The organism is Hydrogenovibrio crunogenus (genome assembly GCF_004786015.1).
Classification (GTDB): domain Bacteria; phylum Pseudomonadota; class Gammaproteobacteria; order Thiomicrospirales; family Thiomicrospiraceae; genus Hydrogenovibrio; species Hydrogenovibrio crunogenus.
Window position 1 is genome coordinate 795,483 of the sequence record NZ_CP032096.1, and the last position, 26,407, is coordinate 821,889.

22 protein-coding genes and 1 tRNA gene are annotated in these 26,407 nt (G+C 41.8%); 19 read left to right on the forward strand and 4 right to left on the reverse strand.

Annotated features, from left to right (window positions below; all coding sequences use genetic code 11):
* Positions 1 to 15: 15 nt before the first annotated feature.
* From GHNINEIG_RS03740 to GHNINEIG_RS11810, 3 genes are all read left to right on the forward strand, one after another.
* A complete protein-coding gene (locus GHNINEIG_RS03740) occupies positions 16 to 843 on the forward strand; it encodes a CheR family methyltransferase (protein ID WP_135795400.1) in 828 nt (275 codons plus the stop codon).
* Between the two features lie 51 nt (positions 844 to 894).
* Positions 895 to 2,025 carry a protein-glutamate methylesterase/protein-glutamine glutaminase gene (locus tag GHNINEIG_RS03745; RefSeq protein ID WP_135795401.1) on the forward strand — a complete coding sequence of 377 codons (1,131 nt, stop codon included), beginning with the start codon at positions 895 to 897 and terminating at the stop codon, positions 2,023 to 2,025.
* A gap of 212 nt (positions 2,026 to 2,237) precedes the next feature.
* Entirely contained in the window at positions 2,238 to 3,458 is a 1,221-nt protein-coding gene (locus GHNINEIG_RS11810) for a methyl-accepting chemotaxis protein (RefSeq protein ID WP_135795402.1), read from the forward strand.
* A gap of 73 nt (positions 3,459 to 3,531) precedes the next feature.
* Here GHNINEIG_RS11810 and GHNINEIG_RS03755 read toward each other — a convergent pair whose 3' ends face one another.
* Positions 3,532 to 3,807: a hypothetical protein gene (locus GHNINEIG_RS03755; protein ID WP_135795403.1), complete on the reverse strand. Its 276-nt coding sequence runs from the start codon at positions 3,805 to 3,807 to the stop codon at positions 3,532 to 3,534.
* A 70-nt stretch (positions 3,808 to 3,877) separates the two neighbouring features.
* Here GHNINEIG_RS03755 and GHNINEIG_RS03760 point away from each other — a divergent pair, with 70 nt between their 5' ends.
* Complete coding sequence (locus GHNINEIG_RS03760; RefSeq protein ID WP_135795404.1) at positions 3,878 to 4,201, forward strand: NGG1p interacting factor NIF3; 324 nt, start codon at positions 3,878 to 3,880, stop codon at positions 4,199 to 4,201.
* A gap of 177 nt (positions 4,202 to 4,378) precedes the next feature.
* Here GHNINEIG_RS03760 and GHNINEIG_RS03765 read toward each other — a convergent pair whose 3' ends face one another.
* Together GHNINEIG_RS03765 and trxB are read right to left on the reverse strand one after the other, a co-directional pair.
* Complete coding sequence (locus GHNINEIG_RS03765; protein WP_135795405.1) at positions 4,379 to 5,083, reverse strand: FKBP-type peptidyl-prolyl cis-trans isomerase; 705 nt, start codon at positions 5,081 to 5,083, stop codon at positions 4,379 to 4,381.
* 96 nt (positions 5,084 to 5,179) lie between these two features.
* Entirely contained in the window at positions 5,180 to 6,139 is a 960-nt protein-coding gene (gene trxB, locus GHNINEIG_RS03770) for a thioredoxin-disulfide reductase (RefSeq protein ID WP_135795406.1), read from the reverse strand.
* 379 nt (positions 6,140 to 6,518) lie between these two features.
* On the opposite strand from trxB, the gene GHNINEIG_RS11815 reads away from it, so the two are divergent.
* The 8 genes from GHNINEIG_RS11815 (at position 6,519) to GHNINEIG_RS03810 (ending at position 15,916) form a co-directional block, all read left to right on the forward strand.
* Positions 6,519 to 8,990 (forward strand): DNA translocase FtsK, encoded by a 2,472-nt coding sequence (locus GHNINEIG_RS11815; RefSeq protein WP_135795407.1) that lies wholly within the window; start codon positions 6,519 to 6,521, stop codon positions 8,988 to 8,990.
* A 49-nt stretch (positions 8,991 to 9,039) separates the two neighbouring features.
* Entirely contained in the window at positions 9,040 to 9,693 is a 654-nt protein-coding gene (gene lolA / locus GHNINEIG_RS03780) for an outer membrane lipoprotein chaperone LolA (protein WP_135795408.1), read from the forward strand.
* A gap of 9 nt (positions 9,694 to 9,702) precedes the next feature.
* Positions 9,703 to 11,064, forward strand: a complete 1,362-nt coding sequence (locus tag GHNINEIG_RS03785; protein ID WP_135795409.1) for a replication-associated recombination protein A — start codon at positions 9,703 to 9,705, stop codon at positions 11,062 to 11,064.
* Positions 11,064 to 11,462 carry a fluoride efflux transporter CrcB gene (gene crcB / locus GHNINEIG_RS03790; protein ID WP_135795410.1) on the forward strand — a complete coding sequence of 133 codons (399 nt, stop codon included), beginning with the start codon at positions 11,064 to 11,066 and terminating at the stop codon, positions 11,460 to 11,462. Before GHNINEIG_RS03785 ends, crcB begins: the two co-directional genes overlap by 1 nt.
* Before the next feature lie 73 nt (positions 11,463 to 11,535).
* Complete coding sequence (serS, locus tag GHNINEIG_RS03795) at positions 11,536 to 12,822, forward strand: serine--tRNA ligase (RefSeq protein ID WP_135795411.1); 1,287 nt, start codon at positions 11,536 to 11,538, stop codon at positions 12,820 to 12,822.
* A 224-nt stretch (positions 12,823 to 13,046) separates the two neighbouring features.
* Positions 13,047 to 13,137: transfer RNA gene (locus tag GHNINEIG_RS03800), tRNA-Ser, on the forward strand.
* 180 nt (positions 13,138 to 13,317) lie between these two features.
* Positions 13,318 to 14,454: a tyrosine-type recombinase/integrase gene (locus GHNINEIG_RS03805; RefSeq protein WP_135795412.1), complete on the forward strand. Its 1,137-nt coding sequence runs from the start codon at positions 13,318 to 13,320 to the stop codon at positions 14,452 to 14,454.
* A 253-nt stretch (positions 14,455 to 14,707) separates the two neighbouring features.
* Positions 14,708 to 15,916, forward strand: a complete 1,209-nt coding sequence (locus GHNINEIG_RS03810; RefSeq protein ID WP_135796803.1) for an IS256 family transposase — start codon at positions 14,708 to 14,710, stop codon at positions 15,914 to 15,916.
* Positions 15,917 to 15,942: 26 nt separating this feature from the next.
* Here the strand turns inward: GHNINEIG_RS03810 and GHNINEIG_RS03815 are convergent, their stop codons facing one another.
* Positions 15,943 to 16,683, reverse strand: coding sequence for a hypothetical protein (locus tag GHNINEIG_RS03815; RefSeq protein ID WP_135795413.1), 741 nt, complete (start codon positions 16,681 to 16,683; stop codon positions 15,943 to 15,945).
* A 351-nt stretch (positions 16,684 to 17,034) separates the two neighbouring features.
* On the opposite strand from GHNINEIG_RS03815, the gene GHNINEIG_RS03820 reads away from it, so the two are divergent.
* The 7 genes from GHNINEIG_RS03820 to GHNINEIG_RS03850 all read left to right on the forward strand — a co-directional run bounded on the left by GHNINEIG_RS03820 (position 17,035) and on the right by GHNINEIG_RS03850 (position 26,330).
* Complete coding sequence (locus GHNINEIG_RS03820; RefSeq protein ID WP_135795414.1) at positions 17,035 to 18,603, forward strand: type I restriction-modification system subunit M; 1,569 nt, start codon at positions 17,035 to 17,037, stop codon at positions 18,601 to 18,603.
* Complete coding sequence (locus GHNINEIG_RS11665; protein WP_189636923.1) at positions 18,603 to 19,796, forward strand: restriction endonuclease subunit S; 1,194 nt, start codon at positions 18,603 to 18,605, stop codon at positions 19,794 to 19,796. The genes GHNINEIG_RS03820 and GHNINEIG_RS11665 overlap by 1 nt, the downstream gene beginning before the upstream one ends.
* A gap of 63 nt (positions 19,797 to 19,859) precedes the next feature.
* Positions 19,860 to 20,435 (forward strand): hypothetical protein, encoded by a 576-nt coding sequence (locus tag GHNINEIG_RS03830; protein ID WP_135795415.1) that lies wholly within the window; start codon positions 19,860 to 19,862, stop codon positions 20,433 to 20,435.
* A 108-nt stretch (positions 20,436 to 20,543) separates the two neighbouring features.
* The gene (locus tag GHNINEIG_RS11745) at positions 20,544 to 20,786 is read left to right on the forward strand and encodes a hypothetical protein (RefSeq protein WP_223260930.1); all 243 of its coding nucleotides are present in this window, start codon (positions 20,544 to 20,546) and stop codon (positions 20,784 to 20,786) included.
* A gap of 345 nt (positions 20,787 to 21,131) precedes the next feature.
* Positions 21,132 to 22,325 carry a Fic family protein gene (locus GHNINEIG_RS03840; protein WP_135795416.1) on the forward strand — a complete coding sequence of 398 codons (1,194 nt, stop codon included), beginning with the start codon at positions 21,132 to 21,134 and terminating at the stop codon, positions 22,323 to 22,325.
* Between the two features lie 76 nt (positions 22,326 to 22,401).
* Positions 22,402 to 25,272, forward strand: a complete 2,871-nt coding sequence (locus tag GHNINEIG_RS03845) for a type I restriction endonuclease subunit R (protein ID WP_135795417.1) — start codon at positions 22,402 to 22,404, stop codon at positions 25,270 to 25,272.
* Positions 25,269 to 26,330, forward strand: a complete 1,062-nt coding sequence (locus GHNINEIG_RS03850; RefSeq protein ID WP_135795418.1) for a hypothetical protein — start codon at positions 25,269 to 25,271, stop codon at positions 26,328 to 26,330. The genes GHNINEIG_RS03845 and GHNINEIG_RS03850 overlap by 4 nt, the downstream gene beginning before the upstream one ends.
* The last annotated feature ends 77 nt before the right edge of the window (positions 26,331 to 26,407 follow it).

Consider the following 26,407-nt stretch of genomic DNA (forward strand, 5'->3'; position numbering starts at 1 on the left):
GGAAGGAAACCCCGGGTGAGTGAAAGAGAATTTGACTTTACAGAGCAAGATTTCACGAGAGTTAAGACACTTGTATATGACTTCGCAGGGATCGATTTAAACGATTCTAAGAAAAACTTAGTTTACAACCGGTTAGCGAAACGCATTCGTTTTTTGGAACTGAACTCCTTCAAACAGTATTTAAACTTTGTTGAAGAGCAGGGTGAGTCAGAATTCGTTCACCTGATTAACGCTATCACCACTAACTTAACCTTCTTTTTTAGAGAAGATCATCACTTTGAATACCTCGCAAATACCGTTATTCCGGCCATTATAGAGCGCAATAAAGGTAGTAAAAAAATTCGAATTTGGTCAGCAGGCTGCTCCACTGGCGAAGAACCTTACTCTTTAGCGATTGTATTAAAAGAGACTGTTCCTGCAGGATGGGATGCCCGTGTATTAGCGACAGACTTGGATACCAATGTTGTTGAAACGGGACGTACAGGTGTTTATAAAATGGATCGCCTGAAAGGCGTTTCCGAGGCACGCAAAAAACGTTGGTTTTTAAAGGGAAGTGGCTCGATGGAAGGGTATGTCAGGGTTAAACCTGAACTACAGCAGATTATTGACTTCGGCCAAATCAATTTAATGAATGAATGGCCAATCAAAGATGCCATAGATGTTATTTTTTGTCGAAATGTCGTGATTTATTTTGATAAAGAAACCCAAGCAAGGTTATTTGACCGCTATGCTAATTTACTGCCGGATAATGGGCATTTGTTTATTGGGCATTCGGAGTCACTTTATAAAGTCTGCGATCGGTTTGAGCTTCTTGGTCAAACGATTTATAAAAAAATAAGATAAACACACAAACGCTCTGCAAAAGAGTGTGATGAATGTAAAGAAGGGGGGAAGATGTCAAAGGTGAAGGTATTAATCGTTGATGATTCTGCTTTAGTTCGACAAATGTTACAAGAGATGTTGAAGTCAGACCCAGAGATTGAAGTGGTCGGCACGGCATCTGACCCTTATGATGCAAGAGAAAAAGTGAAGCAACTTCATCCGGATGTATTGACACTGGATGTCGAAATGCCTCGTATGGATGGCGTGACGTTTTTAAAAAATTTAATGCGATTGCATCCTTTGCCGGTGGTGATGATTTCGACCTTGACCGAGAAAGGGGCGGATATCACGTTTGAAGCACTTGATTTGGGCGCGGTTGACTTTGTTGCAAAACCTAAGATTGATTTACAACATACCTTTGAAGACTATACCGATGAAATCTGCCGCAAAGTAAAAACCGCTTCCAAGGTGTCCAAATGGCAGCTTGAAAGACAATATGCACGTTATGTCGCTAACAAGGAAAGCAAGCCCAAAGTGTTGTCCAAGCCTGGGTCTTTGGTTTCTAAAGTTGTTGAGAAATTTACAACGGATGCCATTGTTCCCAAAAAAGCCCCTTCGGATTTTTCCAAACCCTCACATAAAGTGATTGCGTTAGGGGCTTCAACCGGTGGTACAGAAGCCATTAAAGAAGTCTTGATGCGCTTGCCATCAACAACCCCTGCTATCGTTATTACACAGCACATTCCGGCGTCGTTTAGTTTGCCTTTTGCGCAACGAATGAATAGCATTTCAGAAATGGAAGTGACGCAGGCAGAGGATCGTCAACCTATTTTGGCGGGGCATGTTTATATTGCACCGGGCGATAAACATTTATTGGTTGAGCGGACATCTTCTGGCTATATCTGCCGTTTAAATGACGGCCCGCCAGTAAACCGTCACAAGCCGTCGGTAGATGTGATGTTTCGTACCGTTGTGCAAAGTGTTGGCAAAAATGCGGTCGGCGTGCTATTGACAGGAATGGGAGCCGATGGTGCTAAGGGAATGAAAGAGTTGCAAGAGATTGGTGTTCCGACGATTGCGCAAGATGAAAAAACCTGTGTTGTTTGGGGGATGCCTGGAGAGGCTGTTAAGCTCGGTGCGGCTGATTATGTTTTACCCTTGGGATCAATCCCTGAAAAAATTCTGTCACTCATTAAAAAATAATCTCGCCTTTGAGTTGAGTTGTTTAAATATCTTTGCGTTTAAGCTTCCTGTTTTTAGAGAGCTTAAACCCTTGCCTTATACGTGTGTTTAATGGAAACACATCCTAATCTTTCAATAAGTTTTATATAATGACTCAAACACTTTTTTATAGAATTTTCTTGGCATGTAATATGCTTTGTATATTCAAAATATTTTGATTGGGGAAAAGATACATGTTGCAGATTATGAAGCAATATTGGGGTGCTTGGCTAGTTACCATCGTAGGTGTCGGGCTGACGTTTGTTGAGATTCCATTTATTGGCGCCATTGTGGCGGTTTTGGTGTCGGTGACATGGACACTGACCGTGGCAAGAATTGCCAGGTTAGAAAAGCAGCCTCAGCAAGTTACGACCCCGTCAGTTGCTTCCCATGCAAACGACTTTGATGCCGAAGTGATTGATGATGCATTACAGGTCATCATGAATGATATTGATGCCGTCGTTGATCAAGAAGTGGAAGTTGTTCGTGGTGAGTTATTGCAGGTTAAGGAATTGGTTGCAGAAGCGATTGAAACCTTGAACAACAGTTTCTCTGGGTTGCACAGTCAAACGCAAGCTGAATATCAGCTGGTTGTTTCGTTACTGGATAATCTTGGTGGCAGCGGAGAAGGGATGAGTATCCAAAAATTCTCTTCTGAAATTAAAGAAGTCTTAAGCTATTTGATTTCACTGTTAAAAAGCTCCAGTCAACGCAGTAATGAAACTGTCGGTAAAATCGATGATATGGTCGAGCAGATTGAATCTATCTTTATTTTGCTGGAAGACGTCAAAGGGATTGCGGATCAAACCAACTTGCTGGCATTGAACGCGGCTATTGAAGCAGCCCGAGCAGGTGAAGCCGGGCGAGGCTTTGCAGTGGTTGCTGATGAAGTAAGAAAGCTGTCTTTGAATTCCAACTTACTGAATGAGCAGATTCGTAAGCAAGCGGAAAAAGCAAAACAAACGGTTGATCATGTCCGTCAGTTAGTCAGTGATACCGCTGCAAAAGATATGCAGGAAGCCAATACGTCTCAGGAACAGGTAACAGTACTTGTTACGGATCTTGAAGATATGAATAGTGGTATTTCTAATAAACTGGGGGATGTTTCAGGCATTATTTCTGAAATTGAAGTCAGTGTGTCCAATGCGATGCGTTCATTGCAATTTGAAGATATTGTTCGTCAGTTGGTTGAACAGGTTCTTAATCACCTTGAGAACTTAAGTGGTTTCTCTCACAAAATTAATCACTTTATCGAAGAAAGCAAAAATGATCCGGTGAAATCTGTCGCTGAACATAAGGCACGCTTAGAGAGTTTTAGAAACACCATTCACCAAGAGCGTGAAGAGATTGAATCGAAACGTATGAGACGAGTCTCTTCGGATTCAATGGAAGAAGGTGAGATTGATCTGTTCTAAATCCGTTGGTTGAACCCTAATATTAAAAAAGCCCCTTTATAGGGGCTTTTTATTTTAGAAAGAAAACAATGGCTTAAACCATATTTCCCATTTCGCTGTTCCAAAAGCTTCCAAAAAGTAAGCTGAAGAGGATACCTGTCCCAAAAACTATATACCAATAGCGTCTCATTTTTGCGGCATGTTGTGCCTCTTCTTCTGTTAAATCGGTCGGTTGGTCTTTGAAAAACACCACCATAAACCCAACCGCAGAAATAAACCCTGCAATGTTAGCAAGATAATGAATGCCGGTTACCATCGAACTGATGCCAAGAGCCAGTATAATGGAGTAGGTAATTAGGATGTTTTTCATGTAATGCCTCCGTCTAACGTAATCTTTGTGGATGAAATGGCATTTATTCTAGTAGGTTTTAAGGATAAATATGTATAAATTCTGTTTTTTTGTTCCGGAATCTCACGTTGAATCGGTTAAGTCGGCTGTATTTGAAGCTGGTGCGGGTCGTATCGGCGATTATGACTGTTGTAGTTGGCAAATAAAAGGGGAGGGGCAATTTCGAGCTTTACCGGGAAGTCAGCCTTATATTGGTGAACAGAATCAGTTGGAAAAGGTTGAAGAATATCGAGTGGAAATGGTGGTGGAACCTTCTAAAATGAAAGCGGTTTTGTCGGCGTTTTTTGATGCCCATCCTTATGAAGAGCCCGCGTTTGACGTGATGGCGGTAGTCGATATTCATACGGAGTTTTAAATAATAATAGCAGGGGGTGTCCAGAGATAAATTTTATCTATATGAATAGATGAATTTTATATTAGGAAAATGTAATGTTAGTGATTATACTAGCTGCAGTTGAGTCTTCAACTAATCCTCCCTTAGTATTAAATAATACAGCCCAAGTACATGGATGGTACTTGGGCTTTTTTATTTCTACTGATCCGTGTTTTTATCCACTTTGATCAATTCAATAGTAAATATCAGTGTTTCATTCGGTCCGATGACATCACCAGCGCCTTTTGATCCGTACCCTAAAGAAGGCGGTACATAAATTTCCCACTTAGCGCCGGGCTTCATTCTTTTAAGTGCTTCGCCCCAGCCCGTAATGACATCTCCCATTTGGAATTCAAGCGGAATCCCTCGGCTGTAAGAACTATCAAACTCTGTCCCGTCGATTAATGTTCCGCGATAATGTGCCGTGATTTTATCGTCTGCTGTTGGAGGGGTTCCTTTTCCTTCTTTGATCACTTTATATTGAAGGCCACTTTTGGTGACATGAACATCATCATTCTTTTTGTTTTGTTTCAGGAAAGCTTCACCTTTTTGAGCATTTTGTTCTGCTTGCTTTTTACGCGCTTCAGCTTGTTTTTGCATGACTTGTTCTTTTACTTGGTTAACGGCCTCTTGCATCTCTTTATCCGTTAAGCGTAGCTCGCGCTTTTGCATCACATCTTTCATACCCAAGACAAGCGCAGGAATATCAATGGTAACTCCCTGTTTTTCAAAGTTTTTAGCTAAATCTGTTCCCAGTGTGTAGCTTGCTTTCTGATCAACGGTTTCCAGTTTTGGGTCAGCTGCAAAAACATGCGTACCATAAAGAGCTGTGACAAGAAATGTTGCCAATATTGTTTTTTTCATATTATCCTCAAAAATTAACAGTGATAACTGTAGTAAGGCCTAAAACTAGCCAGGCCTGGCTAGTTTTAGAAGAGTGATCTATGTTGAAGGAAAGGGTTAGCCTTGCGCTTCAAGTTGATCCAAGAATTTTTCTGCGTCCAGTGCTGCCATACAGCCTGCGCCGGCTGAAGTGATGGCTTGTTTATAGACTTGGTCCATTACATCACCTGCAGCAAAGATACCAGGAATAGAGGTTTGTGTTGCATTACCTTGTAAACCACTTTGCACTTTCAAATAGCCGTGATCCATATCCAGTTGGCCATCGAAAATCCCTGTGTTAGGCGTGTGACCAATTGCGATAAAGACACCAGCCACATCAATTTCTTTGCTTTCGTTGGTTTGGTTGTTTTTGATGCGCAGTCCTGTAACGCCCATCTTATCGCCAAGCACTTCTTCTAAAGCGCTGTTGAACTCAATGTTGATGTTGCCGTTTTCGGCTTTTTCCAACAACTGTTTAGAAAGAATTTTTTCAGAGCTGAAAGAATCTCTGCGGTGGATAACCGTGACTTCTGAGGCAATATTTGAAAGATACAGTGCTTCTTCCACAGCCGTGTTTCCACCGCCGACGACGGCGACTTTCTGGTTACGGTAAAAGAATCCATCACACGTTGCGCAGGCGGAAACCCCTTTTCCTTTAAATGCTTCTTCTGATTCAAGCCCTAAGTATTTTGCTGAAGCGCCGGTTGCGATAATCAATGCGTCGCATGTGTATTCACCGGAATCACCTATTAATTTGAATGGACGTTGATTCAATTCCGCAGTGTGAATGTGGTCAAACAAGATTTCAGTTCCAAATCGTTCGGCATGCTTTTGCATGCGTACCATTAAGTCTGGTCCTGTTAATCCTTCAACATCTCCCGGCCAATTATCCACTTCAGTGGTGGTGGTAAGTTGCCCGCCTTGTTGCATCCCTGTTACCATCACAGGTTCCAGGTTAGCACGTGCTGCATAAACGGCTGCGGTATAACCAGCTGGTCCAGACCCGAGAATTAAGAGTTTACAATGCTTTGTTGACATAACATTCTGTCCTTTTTCTTGTTTGATCGTGTACCTGACTACTCAGTGTTCAGATAACGGTTTGAATTTTGGGTGTCATCAAGAGTGTTCTTAAAACACCGCGTTGCATTCTTTTAGTTGAGACACTTTAACTTGCCATTGTTGTGAAGACAAATACAATCCTGAATTGTCTGTCACTGTGCTCAGGAATAGAATGAACGGGTATTTTTGAAATATGCTAAAATTCTAGCAGTTTTTTATGGCGCTTTGCATAATTATATTTGCGAAGGAATAAGGATGATTGAATCATTATGACTGTCTTTTTAGACGGTTTTCTTTTATAAAAGATTCTATTAAATTTACTCAAAGAGTTGAATACACTAAGGTCTATAATTTAAATATGTCTTTTAAGCCCTCAAAACCTTCCTCAAGCACCCATGAAGCAGATCTGACTGAGGGGGGCGATCAGCCCAGATTTCATTGGGTCATTAAAGATGCTATTTTGCTTGCTTGTATTGGCCTGGCTTTTTTTCTGTTCATTGTACTGTTCAGCTACCACCCGGCAGATCCAGGGTTTGATACGGTCAACGAAGGGCAAGAGGTCAAGAACTACGGCGGTCAAACAGGTGCCTGGGTTTCTTCCTTTATTTTGTATCTTTTTGGTCTGTTTGGATTCTTAATCCCATTCGGACTGCTGTTTGCAGGAATGGTGACATTGAAAATTCGAGCGGGCTCAGAAATGGATTATGTGCATTTTGCTTTGAGCATGTTGGGGCTTTTGTTATTGATTATGGCCGGTTCAGGGCTTTCTTCACTCTATTTAGAACCTAACAATTTTCTGATCCACCTGCCATATTCTGGTGGTGGCGTGCTGGGATATGAAATCAGTAACGCTTTGGTAGATATGGTTGATTTATTGGGCGCCACATTGTTTTTGTTAGTGGTTTTCGCCATCGCCTTCAGTCTATTGACCAGCTTTTCCTGGATTACCATTATCGACTACAGTGGCATGATGATTTGGAAATTGATTAATGTACTGGTCGCGCAACTTAATAATTTTAAAAACGATCACGAGACTCAAAGTGCGGGTTTACCATCATCTCAGCGAAGAGAAGAAAAGTCGGCACCTGCAATCTTAACGACATCAACGTCAGAAGAATCCCAGGCTAAGCGCAAAACCAAAGTGCTTGAAGCGTTGGCAGAAAAAATGAAGTCCAAGAATAAACTCAAGAATGATTCAAGCGCAGTTGAAACCGAAGCCAAAGTTGAGCCACGTATCGCATTGGAACAAAAAGCACCCAATGCTGAAAAAGATAAATCAACACCCGATGTTAAAGTCGGTAAGCGGGCCGCTTCCAATAGCTTGGTTCCTGTTATGGAATCGGGAGAACTTCCGAGCGTAGAATTATTGAATCCGGTCCCTGAGTATGAAGAAGGGTTTTCGGAAGATGAATTGACCGCCTTGTCGTTACTGCTAGAGCAGCGTTTAAAAGAATTTGGCGTGACAGTAAAAGTGGAAGCGGTTCAGCCGGGGCCCGTGGTGACACGTTTTGAAGTGTTGCCCGCACCTGGAGTAAAAGTCAGCCAAATCAATAACTTGGCAAAAGATTTGGCGCGCGTTTTATCGGTTAAATCGGTGCGTGTCGTGGATGTCATTCCCGGGAAATCAGTGGTCGGTATCGAGATTCCGAATGATGAGCGAGAAGTGGTCAGTTTCCGAGAAGTGATTTCGTCTGATGAATTCCAAAAGTCGAAATCTCCGTTGACTGTTGCACTTGGAAAAGACATTGCCGGTAAAGCCGTGGTGGCTGATATTGCTAAGATGCCGCATCTGTTGGTGGCAGGGACAACCGGTTCCGGGAAGTCGGTCGGGGTCAACAGCATGATTCTAAGTTTGCTTTATAAAAGCACTCCGGAAGAAGTCCGCTTGATTATGGTTGATCCAAAAATGTTGGAATTATCGGTTTATGAAGACATTCCGCATTTGTTAACGCCAGTGGTGACGGATATGTCTGAAGCGGCGAATGCCTTGCGCTGGAGTGTCTATGAAATGGATCGCCGTTATCAATTGATGGCGAAGTTGGGTGTGCGTAACATTGCAGGCTATAACGCGAAAGTGAAAGCGGCAATTGATAAAGGGGAGCCTTTGATTGATCCGCTTTACCAGCAGCCAGCGAACTTTGGCCATGAGTTAGGCGAGCAACCTCCCACGTTAGAACCCTTACCGTATATTGTTGTGGTGGTCGACGAATTTGCCGATATGATTATGGTAGTCGGGAAAGAAGTCGAGCAATTGATTGCCCGTATTGCACAAAAAGCCCGTGCCGCCGGAATTCATTTGATTTTGGCGACTCAGCGCCCCTCGGTGAATGTGATTACCGGCTTGATTAAAGCGAATATTCCAACGCGTATTTCTTTTATGGTCAACACTAAAATTGATTCAAGAACCATTTTAGATCAGGGCGGCGCAGAGCAACTGCTTGGAATGGGGGATATGCTCTTTATGCCACCTGGAACAGGGAATCCTAAGCGTGTTCATGGCGCGTTTATGACGGACGAAGAAGTCCATGCTGTCGCGGAGTTTGTGAAATCACAAGGCGAGCCGCAATATTTGGAAAGCGTGACACAAGCCAATCAGATGGACAACAATAAAACGTTGGAAGAAGATGCCGAACAAGATATGCTTTACGATCAAGTGGTGGCATTCGTGATTGACAATCAACGCGTGTCAGTCTCGTTGGTTCAACGACAGTTTAAAATCGGTTATAACCGCGCGGCCAGAATCGTTGAAGCGATGGAATCCGCCGGGGTAGTGTCGCCAATGAAAGCGAATGGTAACCGAGATGTCCTCGCGCCTAAAGTATCGGATTAAAAAAACTTCGGCAGACACCCCCCATCAACCAAATTTTAGGAAACTTTATATGCTTTTGAAAGCACTGTTAAAACAGAGTATTTTACGCTTGAGTATGGCTTGCATGCTTATTGTACCCATCATCGTTTCTGCGAATGAGCGCGCGAAACTGTCGGATTTGAATGCATTTGTCGCTAATTTGGATACATTCAGTGCCAAGTTTGAACAAACCCAACCTGATGAAAGTTTGTTTGCCTTGAACCGCTCAACCGGTTATTTTGCCATGAAACGCCCAGGGCAATTACTCTGGGTCTATGAAAAACCTGAGCCTCAGAAAATTATTGCCGATGGTCGTAATGTCTGGGTCTATGATGTCGATTTGGATCAAGCAACCGTAAGAGCTTTAGCTAATGTGGAAGCCGATTTTCCGTTGAGTTGGTTGCTTTACAGAGAGCCGTTGTCTGAACGTTTCAATATTATTCCAGGTTCCGTCAAAGATGGTGTGAGTTGGTATAACTTAACCCCGAAAGAAGGGACCTTTTTTCAAAGCCTGGAAGTGGCCATTGCCAACGGTAAAATGGTGCAGATTTGGATGTATCAAAATGCGGATAATGTCACTAAAGTGGTGTTCAACGACATTAAGCAAAACCAACCGGTTCGTGACCAACAATTCGACTTCCATCCACCAAAAGGGGTGGATGTGATTGGTCAAGCCTTGCCTTAGAGAGAACGCATGGAGTACCAAGCTTACCAACCTTTATCGGATCGACTGCGTCCACAAAGCCTAGACGACTTTGTCGGGCAAACGCATTTGCTGGGTAAAGGGCGCGCCTTGTCCAAGATGTTTGAATCGGGGCGGATGCATTCTATGATTTTTTGGGGACCGCCAGGCACGGGTAAAACCACGTTGGCCAGATTGATTGCCAAGCAGTCGGATTTACAGTTCCTGAATTTGTCCGCAGTATTGGATGGTGTTAAAGAAGTGCGTGCTGCGGTGGAACAAGCCAAATTACATCGTCAACAGTTTCAGCAAGGTTCTTTGTTGTTTGTGGACGAAGTGCATCGCTTTAATAAAGCCCAGCAAGACGCGTTTTTACCTTTTGTAGAAGATGGCACCTTTATCTTTATCGGAGCCACCACTGAAAACCCGTCATTTGAATTAAACAACGCCTTGTTATCACGCGCCAGAGTGTACGTGCTTCGCTCTTTGGATGAAGACGATTTGCAGCAGGTGTTGAACCGTGCGACAGCGTTGCTAAATCAAGAACTGTCGCAACCATTGAGAATCGAACCCGATGCGCAAGCTGCATTGATTCAGTTTTCCGACGGCGACGCGCGTCGTTTATTAAACTTACTGGAACAAGCAGTCGATTTTGCCGAAGTCATTCCGAGCAATGATCCGGATGCCGAGACGGGTGAAAATCCGCCAGGCCTGGTGGTTTTAACGGTTGAAAATTGTCGTGAAGTGATTCAAGGCGGGGTGCGACGATTTGATAAAGGGGGCGAAGCCTTTTATGATCAGATCTCAGCATTGCATAAATCCATTCGTGGTTCGGATGCGAATGCGGCCCTATATTGGTTAACACGCATGTTGGATGGCGGGGTCGATGCTCGTTACCTAGCTCGCCGTCTGATCCGTATGGCCAGTGAAGACATTGGTAATGCGGATATTCGAGCGTTGGATGTCACAGTCAATGCTGCGGAAGCTTACGAACGTTTGGGTTCGCCAGAAGGTGATTTGGCGTTGGCGCAAGCTGCCGTTTATCTGGCCGTGGCGCCGAAATCGAATGCCGTGTATATGGGCTATAAAGCCGCCCTGAAAGATATTAAAGAGCATGGCTCTTATGAAGTCCCCTTACACTTACGAAATGCGCCGACTAAGCTCATGCAGAATTTGAGTTATGGAGAAGGTTACCGCTATGCTCATGACGAGCCGGAAGCCTATGCGGCCGGAGAAAGTTATTTCCCAGAAGAAATGTTGGAAAGAGAATATTATCAACCCGTTAACCGTGGGTTGGAAATTAAGATTGCCGATAAAATGCAGCGTTTAGCGCAAATGGATGCGGCCTCACCACTCAAACGGAGACAAGACTGATGCAGTCCTTTCACGTATTACAATTGGTTGCCGTAGGCTTTGGCGGCGCGTTGGGCGCTATGGCGCGTTTTGTCGTGTCAAATCAGGTTTATGCTTGGTGGGGGCGAGACTTTGCCTGGGGAACTCTTGTGGTAAACTCGCTTGGTTCTTTCGCCATCGGCTTGTTGATGATTTTGATGATCGATAAGTTCCATGCCTCGGTGGAAATGCGATCCTTCTTGATTGTTGGGTTTTTAGGTGCCTTTACCACCTTTTCAACGTTTTCGTTTGAAACCTACTCCTTTTTGCAGACCGGTGAAATCACCAAAGCCATGCTGAACATCGGTGTGAGTGTACTGACTGGATTATTTGCGGTTTGGTTAGGCATTTGGACTGGTAAACAGTTTTTCAGTCCGTAAAATAAACCCTATTTTTAAATCTTGGGTGCATTAGGCTTCCAAGTACAGAGTTATTATTTAAAGAGATGTATTCATGTTAGATTCAAAATTGCTAAGAACCGATTTAGAAACGGTCGCCGCCAAACTGAAAACGCGAGGCTTTGTGCTGGACACGGCACAAATCGATGAGCTGGAAGCCAAGCGTAAAGACTGGCAAGTCAAAACCCAGGAATTGCAAGCAGAGCGTAACAGCCGTTCCAAAGGCATTGGTAAAGCCAAAGCGGCTGGAGAAGACATCCAACCTCTATTGGATGAGGTCGCTAACCTGGGGGATCAGTTGGAAGAAGCCAAACTTGCATCGGATGCCATTCAAGCCGAAATCGAATTGATTTATGCTGGTATTCCAAATCTACCGCATGATTCGACGCCAGTTGGTAACTCTGAAGACGATAACGTTGAAGTTCGCCAATGGGGCGAGCCAAAGACATTTGACTTTGATATCAAAGACCATGTCGATTTGGCTGAAGCGCGGGGCTGGTATGACAATGATGCTGCGGTCAAGATTGCTTCTTCCCGTTTTTCTGTTTTAAAAGGGCCGATGGCCAAGCTGCAACGTGCCTTGACACAATTGATGCTGGATTCACACACGGAAGCCGGTTATGAAGAAGTTTATGTGCCGTTTCTAGTGAATCAGGACAGTTTGCACGGTACAGGGCAGTTGCCTAAGTTTGAAGCGGATTTATATAAGATTGATAAACATGAAGAGCATGACACCTCTGACCGTGATTTATATTTAATCCCGACGGCGGAAGTGCCGGTGACCAATCTGTTCCGTGATGAAATCATCGATGAAGATTCTTTACCGCTTAAATTTACGGCTCATACCCCTTGTTTCCGTTCAGAAGCTGGGTCTTACGGTCGAGATACCAAAGGCTTGATTCGTCAGCATCAATTTGAAAAAGTCGAAATGGTTCAGATTGTACATCCCGATCAGTCATACGAAGCGCTGGAAGGCCTGACACAACAAGCGGAATCGATTTTGCAGAAGTTAGAGCTACCTTATCGCGTGATGTCTTTGTGTACGGGGGATATTGGCTTCTCAGCGGCAAAAACCTATGACTTGGAAGTCTGGTTGCCAGGCCAACAAGCGTACCGTGAAATTTCTTCGTGCTCCAACTTTGAAGATTTTCAGGCGCGTCGCTTAAAGGCGCGTTTTAGAAAAGGGCAAGATAAACCTCAGCTAGCGCACACCTTAAATGGCTCAGGCTTGGCGGTCGGGCGTACATTGGTTGCTGTGTTGGAAAACTATCAGAATGCGGATGGCTCGATTACGGTGCCAACCGCTTTACGACCATACTTAGGTGGCGTGGAAGTTTTGTAACCTTTTTATCAAGGTTCACTTTACCCTCCTTTAAAAAACCACCAGGCCTGGTGGTTTTTTCGTTTAAATGGTAAGTTTTTGATTCCTAAGCCCTTAATGAAAAAACGGGTTTCAGTGAATGATTCAATTGAAAAATGAAAAGTTTTGTTTTCGAAATTTTTTTGTAAAAAAACCGGGAAATGCTTGCAATTATGCGGGAGGTCTCTATAATACGCACCTGTTCCGGTGGACTGGCTGAGTGGTTGAAGGCGGCGGTCTTGAAAACCGTTGTAGGTTAGTAGCCTACCTGGGGTTCGAATCCCTAGTCCACCGCCATATTCTTAAAAGGACATCATTTGATGTCCTTTTTTTTCGTCTAAAAACCCTTGAATAGAGCGGCTTCAAGCACTTTCTATAATTCTTTATCATTTTTTTTAATTCTTATTAATCTGTTGTCTAAAATTTTTTTTCGGGTATTCTAACGGGTATCGCAAAAATTGATAACGGGTATCGTAAATGCTTAACAATACAAAAGTAAAAAGGCTGAAAGCTGCGGATAAAACGTATCGTGAACTTGATTACGATGGGCTTTATATCGAGGTCAAACCTAATGGCAAAAAGTTTTGGCGGTACCGATACAAAAAGCCGGACGGCAAAGAATCAATGAAATCTCTTGGTGAATTTCCAAAAGTGGATATTGACCAGGCCCGGGAATCACGAGATGCTTTTAGGAAGGGAGAAGAATATTCTTCTCAAAAGGATAACCTGGTCAGTGAAGTTGCTTTAAAGTGGCTCGAGTGGAAAGGGTATAAGTCTCAAAAAAATTACGATCTCATTAGAAGCAGAATTGAGAATTACATCAATCCTGTTATTGGCAATATGCCAATTAATCATGTTAAGCCTAAAGATATACTCCCAATCTTAAAAAGAATCGAAAAGCGAGGTCATTTAGAGCTTGCTAGACGTATTCAGCAATTACTAAGTGGTATCTTTAAATATGGTGCGCTTAATTTGCTCTGTGAAACGAATCCGGCACTTATATTAAGCGGTGCAACCAAGGCACCTAATGTTAAGCACCATCCTGCAATCACAACTGAAGAACCTTTTAAAGATTTGCTCCAAAAAGTAGATGCTGGTGAATTTATGCGGGTTCCCGCTATAAAGCTTGCTTTACAACTTCAAGCCTACATTTTTTTAAGATCAGAAAGCATGCGCTTAATAAAGCCTGGTGATGTCGATTTAAAAAACCGGCTGCTCTCTATTCCAAAAACTAAGAATCATCGTGAAATGATAGTGCCACTTTGTGACTCAGCAATTCAGATCATAGAAGATGCCCTTGAAATGACAGATGGATTTTATTTGTTCAGTGGCATGAGTGTTGGCTCAATGATCAGTGAGAACTCATTAAATAAGCGGTTGCGTTATTATGGCATTGATAAAGATGAGCATGTATTTCATGGTTATAGAACGACTTTTAGTACCCTTGCAAGAGATAAGCTAAGGCTTGAGGGTGAATTGATTGAGATTCAGCTAGACCATAATGTTAAATCAAAGGTTCAAGCCGCTTATGACCGTAGTGAGCGACTTGAAGAGCGTTATGAAATGATGGTTAAGTGGGGAGATTATGTGGATTCGTTGAGGTTTATCAAATAAGTGTTTATTTGATAATTTTCCCGCCTTAATGAAAATTATTTGGAAAGTTACGATTTTCATCAAAAGGATGGTCATGCCATTTCTGAAGGTAGATTATTTTATCATCGCCTAAATCAGGATGGCTATCAATGAAATCATGGAAAAGTGACTTCAAATTTATAGCAGGCATGCCATGTTCAAAGGGCCTGTAAACCAAATTGTGTAAACGCTCATAGTTTAAAATTCCCCGAAAAGGAAAATCACTATGAGCAACATCGACCAAGAAAAACTCAAAGCCATGGCCGCTGAGCTGGCCAAGGATATCAAAACTCAGAGCGACTTGTCTGACCTCTCAGCCAGTCTGCTTAAAATGACCGTTGAAGCCGCCCTCGGTGCTGAAATGGAAGAGCACCTGGGCTATCCCAAGCACCACAGTTCCGACAGCGACAACAGCCGAAACGGCTATTCATTTAAAACCCTCAAAGGCGACCATGGCGAAGTGGAAATCGCCATCCCTCGGGATCGCCAGAGTGAGTTTAACCCCACCATTATCAAAAAAGGCGAAACCCGCCTGACCAGCATGGATGACCAGATACTGGCGCTTTATGCCAAAGGCATGACCACCCGAGACATTGTGGCAACGTTCAAAGAGATGTATGGCGCTGATGTCTCGCCAACACTGATCTCCAAGGTCACCGAAGCGGTCATGGAAAAAGTCACCCTCTGGCGTTCTCGTCCGTTGGACGAAGTCTATCCGCTGCTGTATCTCGATGGTATTGTCATCAAGGTCCGCCAGGACAAACAGGTGGTGCGAAAAACCATGTATGTAGCGCTTGGCGTCAATACCGACGGCCAAAAAGAATGCCTGGGCCTGTGGCTGTCTGAGACCGAGTCATCCAAGTTCTGGTTGAGCGTTTTAAACGACCTTGAAGCCCGAGGCGTCAAGGACATACTGGTCGCAAGCGTTGATGGCCTGACGGGCTTTCCTGAGGCCATCAATACCGTCTACCCTCAGGCAGATGTTCAACTTTGCATTGTGCACATGGTGCGCAATTCCCTGCGTTATGTTGGCTACAAAGAGCGCAAACAGGTCGCCAACGACCTCAAACAGGTTTACCAGTCAGTGACCGAAGAAGAAGCTCTGTTGGCGCTTGAGCAGTTCGAGACCAAATGGGATGACAAATTCCCCAATATCGGTCGTTCCTGGCGCAACAACTGGGACAATGTGGCCACGCTGTTCCAGTACCCTCAGGCGATCCGCAAGGTGATCTATACGACGAATGCGATTGAATCTTTGAACTCGGTGATTCGCAAAGCCACCAAGAATCGCAAGATCTTCAGCCATGATAACTCGGCCTTTAAAATCATTTTTCTGGCCATTGAATCGGCCTCAAAAAAATGGACCATGCCGATTCGAGACTGGAAATTAGCCATGAACCAGTTTATGATTCTGCATGAAGAACGCTTGAAACCTTATGTTTGATCAACCGAGCGTTTACACAGAATTATTTACAGGCTCTGTTCAAACTCATATGAGTTTCTTAACGTTTCACTATTTTTAAGTTGGTTGTTACTCGGAGCCGTTTGGAATTCTGTAGGTGCTTTTGCAGGTTCATTAAGTTCTTTTAGGTATTTGCCCTTGAATTTGAGCTTTTGCCTCTCAGGGTAGTATTGGTCAATGAATTCAAGCCATTTAAGTTTAATTCTATCTAAAAATTGTGAACTTTTTTCGTTTATAGAAGGAACCTTGGGGTTAGTTTTCTTGAAGTGATTATCTTTGTTCGTTCCGCCATTTGATGGTCGATCATGAAATTGAATATGAATGTGTTTATATCTTCTATTTTCGCCTGCATGCAAAGCCCATATAACTGGTATGGGCGTTCCAAAAAAACAATCTGCTAAATGATGAGAAAACACTTTAGCAACGTTTTTAGATTCTTCTAAAGTGATTTTTTGAGGCAAAAATACAATGATATGGCGGAATAAGACACTGCCTTTTCTTTCTTTTTTATCACATTCATCCCAGAATTCACTGAAATTCTTAGCCCATAAGGGTCGGTTAAGTTTTCCATAGTCTAATAAATCAGTTTTATTGGTTTGCGAATGTTGGCTACGAAGAATGTACAACATCGTATTTAACGGGGAATATGAACTGAGGTTAGAATTTTTTTTACTAGCCACTAACTTTTTTTGATTGCTCATATCCGATAATCGTTTACCCTTAATAATCTTTAAAAATACTTCACTCATTTTAAATCTCCTTTTTTATATGAGTTATATGTATATAAGATGTATAAATAAGTTATATAAAATATATAAAGAACTTTTGCTCTTTTATTTCATTGTCTAAATTAATTTTTTAAAAGATATAGTTTTTTTACATTGATGATGAAAAAACAAAAAAAATTGATGTCAGTAGATTAGCTCTAAATAAAGCCCTAGCACGGCAGGCGTTTGATATGATGCCAGGAAAAAATTAAAATTTAATTTCTCGGTGAGAATAAAAAATACAAATTAGTGGTTAAAATGCGTAAAGTAAACCGCATTGAATATATTTGAAATTGAATTAATAAGCCGCAAGGCTTTTTAAAAAAGGCCAGCATGTCAGAAGAAGAAAAAAGACTACTTGAACAACAGCTCTGGAATATCGCCAACGCCTTGCGTGGCAAGATGGATGCCGATGAATTTCGGGATTACATCTTAGGGTTTATCTTTTACAAATACCTCTCAGAAAAGCTCTGCCTTTACGCCAACAGCCTAGAAGACGATTTTGATTATGCCTCTATCGATGAAACCACCGAAGAAGGCAAAGAGATTGTTGAAGCGGTCGCGCAAGAGACCATTGAAAAGCTGGGCTATGTGTTAAAACCCTCTGAACTCTTTTCCGCCGTAGCTAAGAAAGGTTCGGCCATTGAAGGCGAATCGACCGATAACTTTATCTTGGGTGAGCTGCAAAACACGCTTAATAACATCGAACAGTCCACTATGGGCACGGAGTCCGAAGACGACTTTAATAAACTGTTTGAAGATCTCGACTTAAACTCCACCAAATTGGGTAAAACCGAAAAGCAAAAGAACGAACTGGTCTCTAAAATCCTCTCGCATTTAGATCAAGTCGATTTCCAGCTCGAAAACGCCAATGCCGATGTATTAGGTGATTCTTACGAATACCTGATTGGGCAGTTTGCCAGCGGCGCCGGTAAAAAAGCCGGTGAGTTCTATACCCCGCAAACGGTTTCTAGCATTCTCGCTAAGATTGTCACTGACGATAAAAACTATCTGAAATCGGTGTATGACCCAACCTGCGGTTCGGGGTCTTTGTTGTTACGTGTTTCCAAAGAAGTGAAAGAAGTCGGGCATTTTTATGGGCAAGAACTCAACCGGACTACCTATAACTTGGCGCGCATGAACATGATTCTGCACGATGTGAACTACAAACAGTTCGACATCAGCCAGGACGATACGCTGGAACACCCGCATCACTTAGGCCAACAGTTTGAAGCCATTGTCGCCAATCCGCCTTTCTCGGCTCACTGGTCTGCCAATCCTTTGTTTTTAAGTGACGACCGCTTTTCACAATACGGCAAGCTTGCCCCAAAAACCAAAGCCGACTTTGCCTTTGTGCAGCACATGGTGCACCACCTGGCCGATAACGGCACCATGGCGGTGGTGTTGCCGCATGGCGTATTATTCAGAGGCGCGGCAGAAGGGCATATTCGCCAATACCTAATTGAAGACCGTAATTATCTGGATGCCGTGATAGGTCTGCCTGCCAATATCTTCTACGGCACCTCAATCCCCACCTGTATTTTAGTGTTTAAGAAATGCCGAACTAATCCAGACGATATTCTGTTTATTGATGCGTCCAATGGCTTTGAAAAAGCCAAGAACCAAAACCGACTAAGACCGGAAGACATCGACAAAATCGTCACCACCTATCACAACCGTGAAACGATTGATAAATACAGCTACGTAGCAGGCCTGGCAGAAATCAAAGAGAACGACTACAACCTCAATATTCCGCGATATGTGGATACCTTTGAAGAAGAAGAACCGGTTGATTTAGCTGCGGTAACCCAACAAATCAAAGTCATTGATAAAGAAATGCAACAAACCGACGCGGTGATTGCCGACTACTGCAAACAGCTTGGCATAGAGGCACCGTTTTAATGAGTGATATTAAGAATGTGCCTGAATCGAAGACTGTGCGTAGCAAAGCGGAGCCAGAATTGAGGTTTCCTGATTTTAACGGAGTAAATCTATTTCAAGGGCTATTAGGAGAATTATCTGATGTGAGAGATGGTACACATGATTCTCCTAAATTTTATGATTCAGGTTTTCCATTGGTAACCTCCAAAAACTTAAAGGCTGATGGAACCTTAGACTTAAATGATGTTAATTTGATTTCCAGAGAAGACTACATTTCAATTAACAAGCGTTCAGGGGTTTCAGTTGGAGATATTTTATTTGGAATGATTGGCACAATTGGTAATCCCGTGTTACTTAAAGAGGATGGTTTTGCTATAAAAAATGTTGCATTGCTTAAAGAAAAAGAAAAGTTGAAAAATGATTTCCTTATTCATTATTTGTCAGGTAGCAATATTGCAAGGCAGTTTTATGTAAATAATGTTGGTGGAACACAGAAATTTATTGCATTGGGACAAATCAGGTCATTAGAAATAAATTTTCCACAGTTACCAGAACAACAAAAAATCGCTGATTTTTTAAGTTCGGTCGATAAAAAAATCGAACAGCTCACCGAAAAACACCGCCTGCTCACCGAATACAAAAAAGGCGTCATGCAACAAATATTCACCCAACAAATCCGCTTTAAAGACAACCAAGGCAATGACTATCCTGAGTGGGAACATAGGCCGTTTACTGATGTATTAAGTCCAGTTAGTACTAAGAAATTTCAAATTAAAAGCAATGAAATTCAAGATTTGGGAAAATATCCTGTTGTTGACCAAGGGCAGAAAAATATTGCAGGCTATAGTGATTATGAAGAAAAGTTATTAAAAACGAATAGCTTGATTGTTTACGGTGATCATACGACTGTTGTGAAATTTATAGATTTTGATTTTATTGTTGGTGCTGACGGCACTAAAGTTTTAGATGCCTGCTCAAATGATGATTTAAGGTACTTATTCTATAACTTGATGTATAACAATATTTCAGCAGAAGGTTACAAGCGACATTTTAGTATTTTGAAGAAAATTAATCTTCAAATACCGATATTGGAAGAACAACAAAAAATAGCCAATTTCCTAACCGAAATCGACCACAAAATCGACCAGGCCTGGTCAATCCTAGAACAAACCAAAGCCTTTAAAAAAGGCTTATTACAGAAGATGTTTGTGTAAAAAAATTAGAGTTAAAACATACAAGTCAATTAGAAAGAAGCGCTCAAGCAGTAGGGAGCTATAGTGAAACAAGCACATGATTTATCTCCAGGACTCTTAAGGCAGAGAAGAAATTTGATGATCTCTAGCGCCATTCTATTATTTTTGTCTTTTGCTCAAGCTGACATTCATTCTTTTCAAGTACTTGGTATCAGTGCTACTTTTGGCCGCCCGGAAGCAGTTGTTTATGCCTTGGCGGTAATCACACTGTATTTTTTTTATAGGTATGTAGTGTACCTCTTGCAAGAACCCGAATTTAAAATTAGCACTGAGTTTTTCAACCAGCTAAACCGTTATGCCTATCCCAAAATTGTTAGTCTTAGAGATAGAACATATCCTGCAGGTAAAGGATTTGAAATTTATGAGAATCTTGGAGTAAGGAAGGCAGGCAAATTTTCTTGGGTAATTATGGTGGCTGCAGAAAAAGACCAAATGGGAGGTTTTATTTCAAAAGATTTAATCGTTTCTTTAAAAGAAATTTGGTGGGAAGCTGTCAAGGCAAGTTTGTTGACTCTTGTTGCCAGAAGTTACTTTACTGATTATTTCTTTCCTTTTTTATTAGCTTTAGTCGCACTTACAGTAACCTTTTTAGAGAAATGACTTAGGATAATGAAATACTACCCATTTGATTAATGTAGGTTAATAATTGACCAGGCCTGGTAGGTTTATTTTTGTGAAGAGATTCTTAAAAGTATTTAAAAGTGATGTATGACAAATAAAGTAGAAGACCAACAAGGATTTTATTTTTCTGGCCAGCTTCAGTCTGAAGCGCAGTTAGAAGAAAATTTAATGCAGCAGTTAGCCAATCAGGGCTATAGCCACGTGGTGATTAAGGATGAAGCTTCTTTATTGGCGAACCTTAAAACCCAATTAGAAAAGCATAATAAAACCACTTTTACCGATAATGAATTTGCCAAAATTGTTAATCACCTAAACAAAGCCAACGTATAAGAGCGTGCGCAAACCCTCGGTGATAAGTTCAACCTAACCCGTGATGACGGCACAACATTCTTCTTAGAGTTCATCGAACAAATAGAGTGGTGCCAGAACCAGTATCAAGTGACGAACCAAATCACTATGAAGGGAAAAGGGGATGCTTCCCTTTAGTTAAGTGCTTTAATACTTCATCAGTCGGTGTTTATTTATAAGCACCAGGCCTGGTGGTTTCGTAAAAGAGTTTGGATCAATCGGTAAACTAAACGGCAAAACAATCGGCAAAATAATTTTATATTATTTCATTTATGTGGTTTAATCTATTGAAATATAAGTAGTTAGATAAAATGAGAAAACGGCAAAATGCAGAGATTAACGCCTTACTTACCTTCAAGTGAACACGCTCAAACACCTGCGCTTTATAAGCAGGCAGATGATTTGGTGATGGCGTGTGCAGGTCTGTCAGCGGGGTTGCATGTCAATATTTTAAGTGAAATTAAGCGTATCACGTTTTTGGTAAATAACTATTATTCAAACCAGATAGAGAGTGAAGGCACGCATCCTGTTGATATTTATAAAGCGATGATTAATGATTTTTCTCAACAAGATGCGGAGAAGAGCAAACAACATTTGGCGTTGGCTTATGGTGAGGCGCAAGAGTTTGTTTATGCTTCGTCCCATGACTTTTCTTGTTTGCAAAATATTTTAGAGGTTCATTCTGTTTTTTATGGTTCTAAACATATTCTAGATGAACATCGTGTTGTATTAGATGCGCAGGGAGCCAAGCATCCGATTTATCCAGGACAGATTCGCCAAACACAGGTTGAAGTGGGTCAACACCTTGCGCCACCAGCCGAAGATTTAGAAGGGTTATTTCGGGTTTTTAACCAACATTATCGGTTTATGCCGAATGATTTGATGTATCAGAAAATTATTAAAACTTTTGCGGCCCATCATCGTTTTATGTTTATTCACCCGTTTTTAGACGGTAATGGCCGCACCGGGCGGTTGATGACGGATGGTATGTTAAACCAGGTTTTTCCCGAGACGTATGGCTTGTGGTCGCTTTCGCGCGGCTTAGCCCGTCATAACCCGGATTATAAAAAATGGTTGGCACGCGCCGATCAGATAAGGCAGGGGACTTTGGATGGTCGAGGGCAGCGGACTGAAACGGGGCTGATTGAGTTTATCCGTTTTATGATTTTGATGGCGACGGATCAGGTGAGTTATATGGCCGCTATGCTAAAGTTGCCGGAGTTGCATGAGCGTTTAAAGCAGTTTGTGATGTTGAGCCAAAATGCTTCTCAGTTTGGTTTAACCGTGCCGGTGGATATGCTGAAGCTTATTCCAACGCTGTTGGTGGACGGTGAAATTCGTAAGGCAGATTTGCCAGCCTTATTGGGCTGCTCTGAACGCAAGGCCAGAACCATTGCAAAGCGTTTGGTAGAGGTCGGATTACTTTATGATGAGAGCAAGTTTGCACCTTTAAAATTAAGGTTACCAGAAAGGGCGTTGCCTTATATTTTTCCAAATTTAGTGCCATTTTTAGATGAGTAGGTAGGTTTGACTGAATAGTCACCAGGCCTGGTAAATCTGTTTTATAAATAAATTTTAAGTGTATTGAAAGCGATGTATGACAAATAAAGTAGCAGATTCACAGGGTTTTTATTTTTCGGGCCAGCTTCAGTCTGAAGCGCAGTTGGAGAATAATTTAATTGCGCAGTTAGTCAGCCAGGGCTATGAACGTGTTGTGATTAAAGATGAAGCCAGCCTGCTCACCAACCTCAAGCACCAGTTAGAAAAACATAATAAAACCACGTTTTCGGATACTGAGTTCAAGAAGATTGTTAATCACCTTAACAAAGGCAATGTATACGAGCGTGCGCAAACCCTGCGCGATAAATTCAACCTGACTCGTGATGACGGCTCTCCCTTTTATTTGGAATTCATTGACCAAATAGAGTGGTGCCAGAACCAGTACCAAGTGACGAACCAAATCACCATGGAAGGTGAATACCAAAACCGTTATGACGTGACGATTCTGATTAACGGTTTGCCCTTGGTGCAGGTTGAGTTAAAACGCCGAGGCTTAGAGCTTAAAGAGGCCTTTAACCAGACTAAACGCTATGACAAACACTCTTATGGATCGGGTGCGGGCTTATTTCAATACATTCAGTTGTTTGTGATCAGTAATGGCGTGAATACCAAGTATTACGCGAATAATAAAAAACAGTCTTTTAAGCAAACTTTCTTCTGGTCAGACAAAGACAATAACCAAATCACTCAGCTCGAACAATTTGCCAAAACCTTTTTGGAAAAGTGTCATCTCTCGAAGATGATTACCAAATACATCGTCTTAAACCACACCTTTAAAATCCTGATGGCGTTACGCCCTTATCAATACTACGCGGTGGAAGCGATTATTGATAAAGTGAAAAACTCGGTGCATAACGGCTATATCTGGCACACAACGGGTTCGGGTAAAACGTTAACTTCCTTCAAGGCCGCTCAAATCCTGACCAACTTACCCAAAGTCGATAAGGTGGTATTCTGTGTAGACCGTAAAGACTTGGATTATCAAACCGCCAAAGAATTCAATGCGTTCAGTGAAGGCAGTGTGGACAGTACCGACAATACCCAAAAACTGGTGAAGCAGCTGGGTGATGACACCAAGCTGATCGTCACCACGATTCAAAAGCTGAATACCGCGATTATGAAAGAGCGGTATAAAGCCGCGATGGAGCCTCTGAAAGATAAACACATTATCTTTATCTTTGATGAATGTCACCGCAGTCAGTTCGGGGATACCCATAAGCGCATTACCGAGTACTTCAATCATTATCAAATGTTCGGTTTTACCGGGACACCGATCTTTGTCGAGAACGTCGCCAAGAATCAGCATGGCAAACGCACGACCAAGGACTTGTTTGGTGAGTGTTTACATAAATACGTGATTACCGACGCGATTCGAGATGAGAACGTGCTGAAGTTTGCAGTGGAGTACATTAATACTTTTAAGCAGCATGACACGATTCGAGATATTGAAGTCGAAGACATCGATACCAAAGAAGTAATGGAGTCGCCGCAGCGCATTGAAGCGGTGGTGGATTACATTATTGCAAACCATGAGCGGAAAACCCACGCGAAAGAATTTACAGGGATGTTGTGTGTGAGTTCTGTGGAGGTGCTAACGACGTATTACGATATCTTCCAACAGAAAAAGCTGGCGGGAGAGCATAATCTAAAAGTGGGTACTATCTTCAGTTACGCGGCGAATGAAGAAGATAAAGGTGCAGACGACTTTATCACTGAAGAAACCACCGATATGACCGGTAAGAAGGTCAATCAACACAGTCGTGATAAGTTGGAGTCTTACATTGGTGATTACAATGCGATGTTTGGCACCAAGTACACTACTAAGGACAGTAAATCGTTTTACAACTACTATAACGAACTTGCTAAACGCGTTAGAGACAAAGAGGTCGATATTCTTCTGGTGGTCAATATGTTTTTAACCGGGTTTGACTCTCCGCCACTCAATACGCTCTACGTTGACAAAAACCTCAAATACCATGGATTGATTCAAGCCTTCTCTCGTACCAACCGCACCATGGGTGAGAAGAAGTCTCAGGGTAATATTGTTTGCTTTAGAAACTTAAAGCAAGCCACGGATGATGCGATTAGTTTGTTCTCAGATAAGAACGCCAAAGACACTATTATCATGGAGCCTTATGAAAACTATGTAAAACAGTTCAATGAGGCGTTAGAACAGCTTAAGGCCATTGCCCCTGATGTGGATAGTGTTAATGCCTTACAAAGCGAAGAAGACGAGTTTGCTTTTATTAAGGCGTACCGCGAATTGATGCGTGTTTATAACGTGCTCGTCACCTTTACTGATTTTGAGTTTGATGATGTGGCCATCGAAGAGCAAGAATATACCGATTACGGCAGTAAATATCTTGACCTGTATGACAAGGTAAAAAGTAACAACCAAAAAGAGAAGGTCTCGATTCTGAATGATGTGGACTTTGAGTTGGAGCTCATTCACCGAGATGAAATCAATGTCACCTACATTCTAAAACTACTCGGCCAGCTTAAAGACGCACCCAAAGAAGAGCATGAAGCCCGTAAGAAAAACATTATGGATATGCTCTCTGGGGATGTGCAGATGCGTTCCAAAAAAGAACTGATTGAAAAGTTCATTCATGAAAATTTGCCAGAGGTGCAAAACGGTGGTCAGGTTGAGGAACGGTTTAAACAGTTTTGGAAAGAACAAGACTCTGCTGAGATCAAACGGATTTGTGAAGAAGAGAACCTTGATCTTGAAAAGGTTCAAAAGTTGATTTCCAGTTATCTATTTACTGAAAAACTTCCATATCGAGATGATGTCGTTAAAACGATGAATCAAAAGCCGACCATCTTGAAGCGAAAGACCGTTTCTCAAAGAGTGCTAGATCAGATGTTGGATTATATTAAGACGTTTATTGATGGTGCGCCGGAATGAGCGAAATAAACAGATTGGATCCAAGGTTTCTAAGGGAGCAAGAACTGTTGCTTGAGGATATAAATCGTTACGAATTTATAAATGATCAAGGTCAACTTGATTTAAACCACTTTGTAGTTTTTCTTAGCACGCTTTTTATTTATGACGGTTTAAGTAAAAAAGAAGTCCCATCTCCAGAAACTATTGCTTCCCTATTGATGGAGCTTTTAGCATCTAAAGGCAGTAAGGAAGATATGAAGCTTTGGGTTCATAGTCAAAAATTAATTGATTGGAATCTTGAATATGCCCCCGTCTACCCGGATAAAAAAAGAACCCTTATTCATATAGCTGGTCTTATTAATGCAAATGTATTAGAAATTTGGATATCTGAAATTGGACATTCTTTGCTAGGTTTGCCAAGAAACTCAGAGTCTTCTTTTTACTACAGTTGGATAAAGCCAGAATGGGTTTTGGTAAAGGCATTTATTGAAAAACTCCACAATGATTATTGGCAGTTAATGAAGCAGGTTGATCTTGATAGCTTTGATGAAAATGGATATTCTCTTATTGAAGCTTTGCATCATTCTTATCAAAATGGCTCTTCATTCGAGCAAGCTACTCAGGAATTAAAGGCTATTCATGCCTCTTATTTGGCAGCACAACAGCGATCTCAAGATGCCATCAAATCACACTTTTATTTAGAAGCTATTGCATTGCAAGAAAGTGTGATTAGTCATTTATTAAACCGTTATTTAAGGTCAAAAAGTATCAAACTGAATAATGTTAGTTTAAAGGGGTTAATTTTAAGAACTGAAAAGCAGCTAACTAAAGAATCTAAAGATATTTCCCTTTTCGGAAAGCTTGATGATTGGAGAAAACAACGAAATAGTGTTATTCATGGCTTTGTAGAAAAAACATCTGAGGATGTTGAAAAATCATTGGATAAGTTTATTGATGAATCATCAACTACAGCCATGCTTGGACAAGAGTTAATAAAGTCAGTTATTGATTGGTATGTGGATTTTAGTGTTGATAAGATTGACACTAAGTTTAGATTAGAGCAATCTGATTTGAATTAGAGAGCTCTCTGTTTAGAAGCAGAGCTTTTAAATTGAGTCTTAGGCCAAAAAAAGATTTTTACAGGTTCATACCACCA

Coding starts and splice junctions, on each gene's coding strand:
- GHNINEIG_RS11815 (WP_135795407.1), top strand. CDS start 6,519: ATGTCTTTTAAGCCCTCAAAACCTTCCTCAAGCACCCATGAAGCAGAT.
- GHNINEIG_RS03845 (WP_135795417.1), top strand. CDS start 22,402: ATGACAAATAAAGTAGCAGATTCACAGGGTTTTTATTTTTCGGGCCAG.
- GHNINEIG_RS03745 (WP_135795401.1), top strand. CDS start 895: ATGTCAAAGGTGAAGGTATTAATCGTTGATGATTCTGCTTTAGTTCGA.
- trxB (WP_135795406.1), bottom strand. CDS start 6,139: ATGTCAACAAAGCATTGTAAACTCTTAATTCTCGGGTCTGGACCAGCT.
- crcB (WP_135795410.1), top strand. CDS start 11,064: ATGCAGTCCTTTCACGTATTACAATTGGTTGCCGTAGGCTTTGGCGGC.
- GHNINEIG_RS03840 (WP_135795416.1), top strand. CDS start 21,132: ATGCAGAGATTAACGCCTTACTTACCTTCAAGTGAACACGCTCAAACA.
- lolA (WP_135795408.1), top strand. CDS start 9,040: ATGCTTTTGAAAGCACTGTTAAAACAGAGTATTTTACGCTTGAGTATG.
- GHNINEIG_RS03850 (WP_135795418.1), top strand. CDS start 25,269: ATGAGCGAAATAAACAGATTGGATCCAAGGTTTCTAAGGGAGCAAGAA.
- GHNINEIG_RS03755 (WP_135795403.1), bottom strand. CDS start 3,807: ATGAAAAACATCCTAATTACCTACTCCATTATACTGGCTCTTGGCATC.
- serS (WP_135795411.1), top strand. CDS start 11,536: ATGTTAGATTCAAAATTGCTAAGAACCGATTTAGAAACGGTCGCCGCC.
- GHNINEIG_RS03760 (WP_135795404.1), top strand. CDS start 3,878: ATGTATAAATTCTGTTTTTTTGTTCCGGAATCTCACGTTGAATCGGTT.
- GHNINEIG_RS11745 (WP_223260930.1), top strand. CDS start 20,544: ATGACAAATAAAGTAGAAGACCAACAAGGATTTTATTTTTCTGGCCAG.
- GHNINEIG_RS03815 (WP_135795413.1), bottom strand. CDS start 16,683: ATGAGTGAAGTATTTTTAAAGATTATTAAGGGTAAACGATTATCGGAT.
- GHNINEIG_RS03765 (WP_135795405.1), bottom strand. CDS start 5,083: ATGAAAAAAACAATATTGGCAACATTTCTTGTCACAGCTCTTTATGGT.
- GHNINEIG_RS11810 (WP_135795402.1), top strand. CDS start 2,238: ATGTTGCAGATTATGAAGCAATATTGGGGTGCTTGGCTAGTTACCATC.
- GHNINEIG_RS03785 (WP_135795409.1), top strand. CDS start 9,703: ATGGAGTACCAAGCTTACCAACCTTTATCGGATCGACTGCGTCCACAA.
- GHNINEIG_RS03820 (WP_135795414.1), top strand. CDS start 17,035: ATGTCAGAAGAAGAAAAAAGACTACTTGAACAACAGCTCTGGAATATC.
- GHNINEIG_RS03805 (WP_135795412.1), top strand. CDS start 13,318: ATGCTTAACAATACAAAAGTAAAAAGGCTGAAAGCTGCGGATAAAACG.
- GHNINEIG_RS11665 (WP_189636923.1), top strand. CDS start 18,603: ATGAGTGATATTAAGAATGTGCCTGAATCGAAGACTGTGCGTAGCAAA.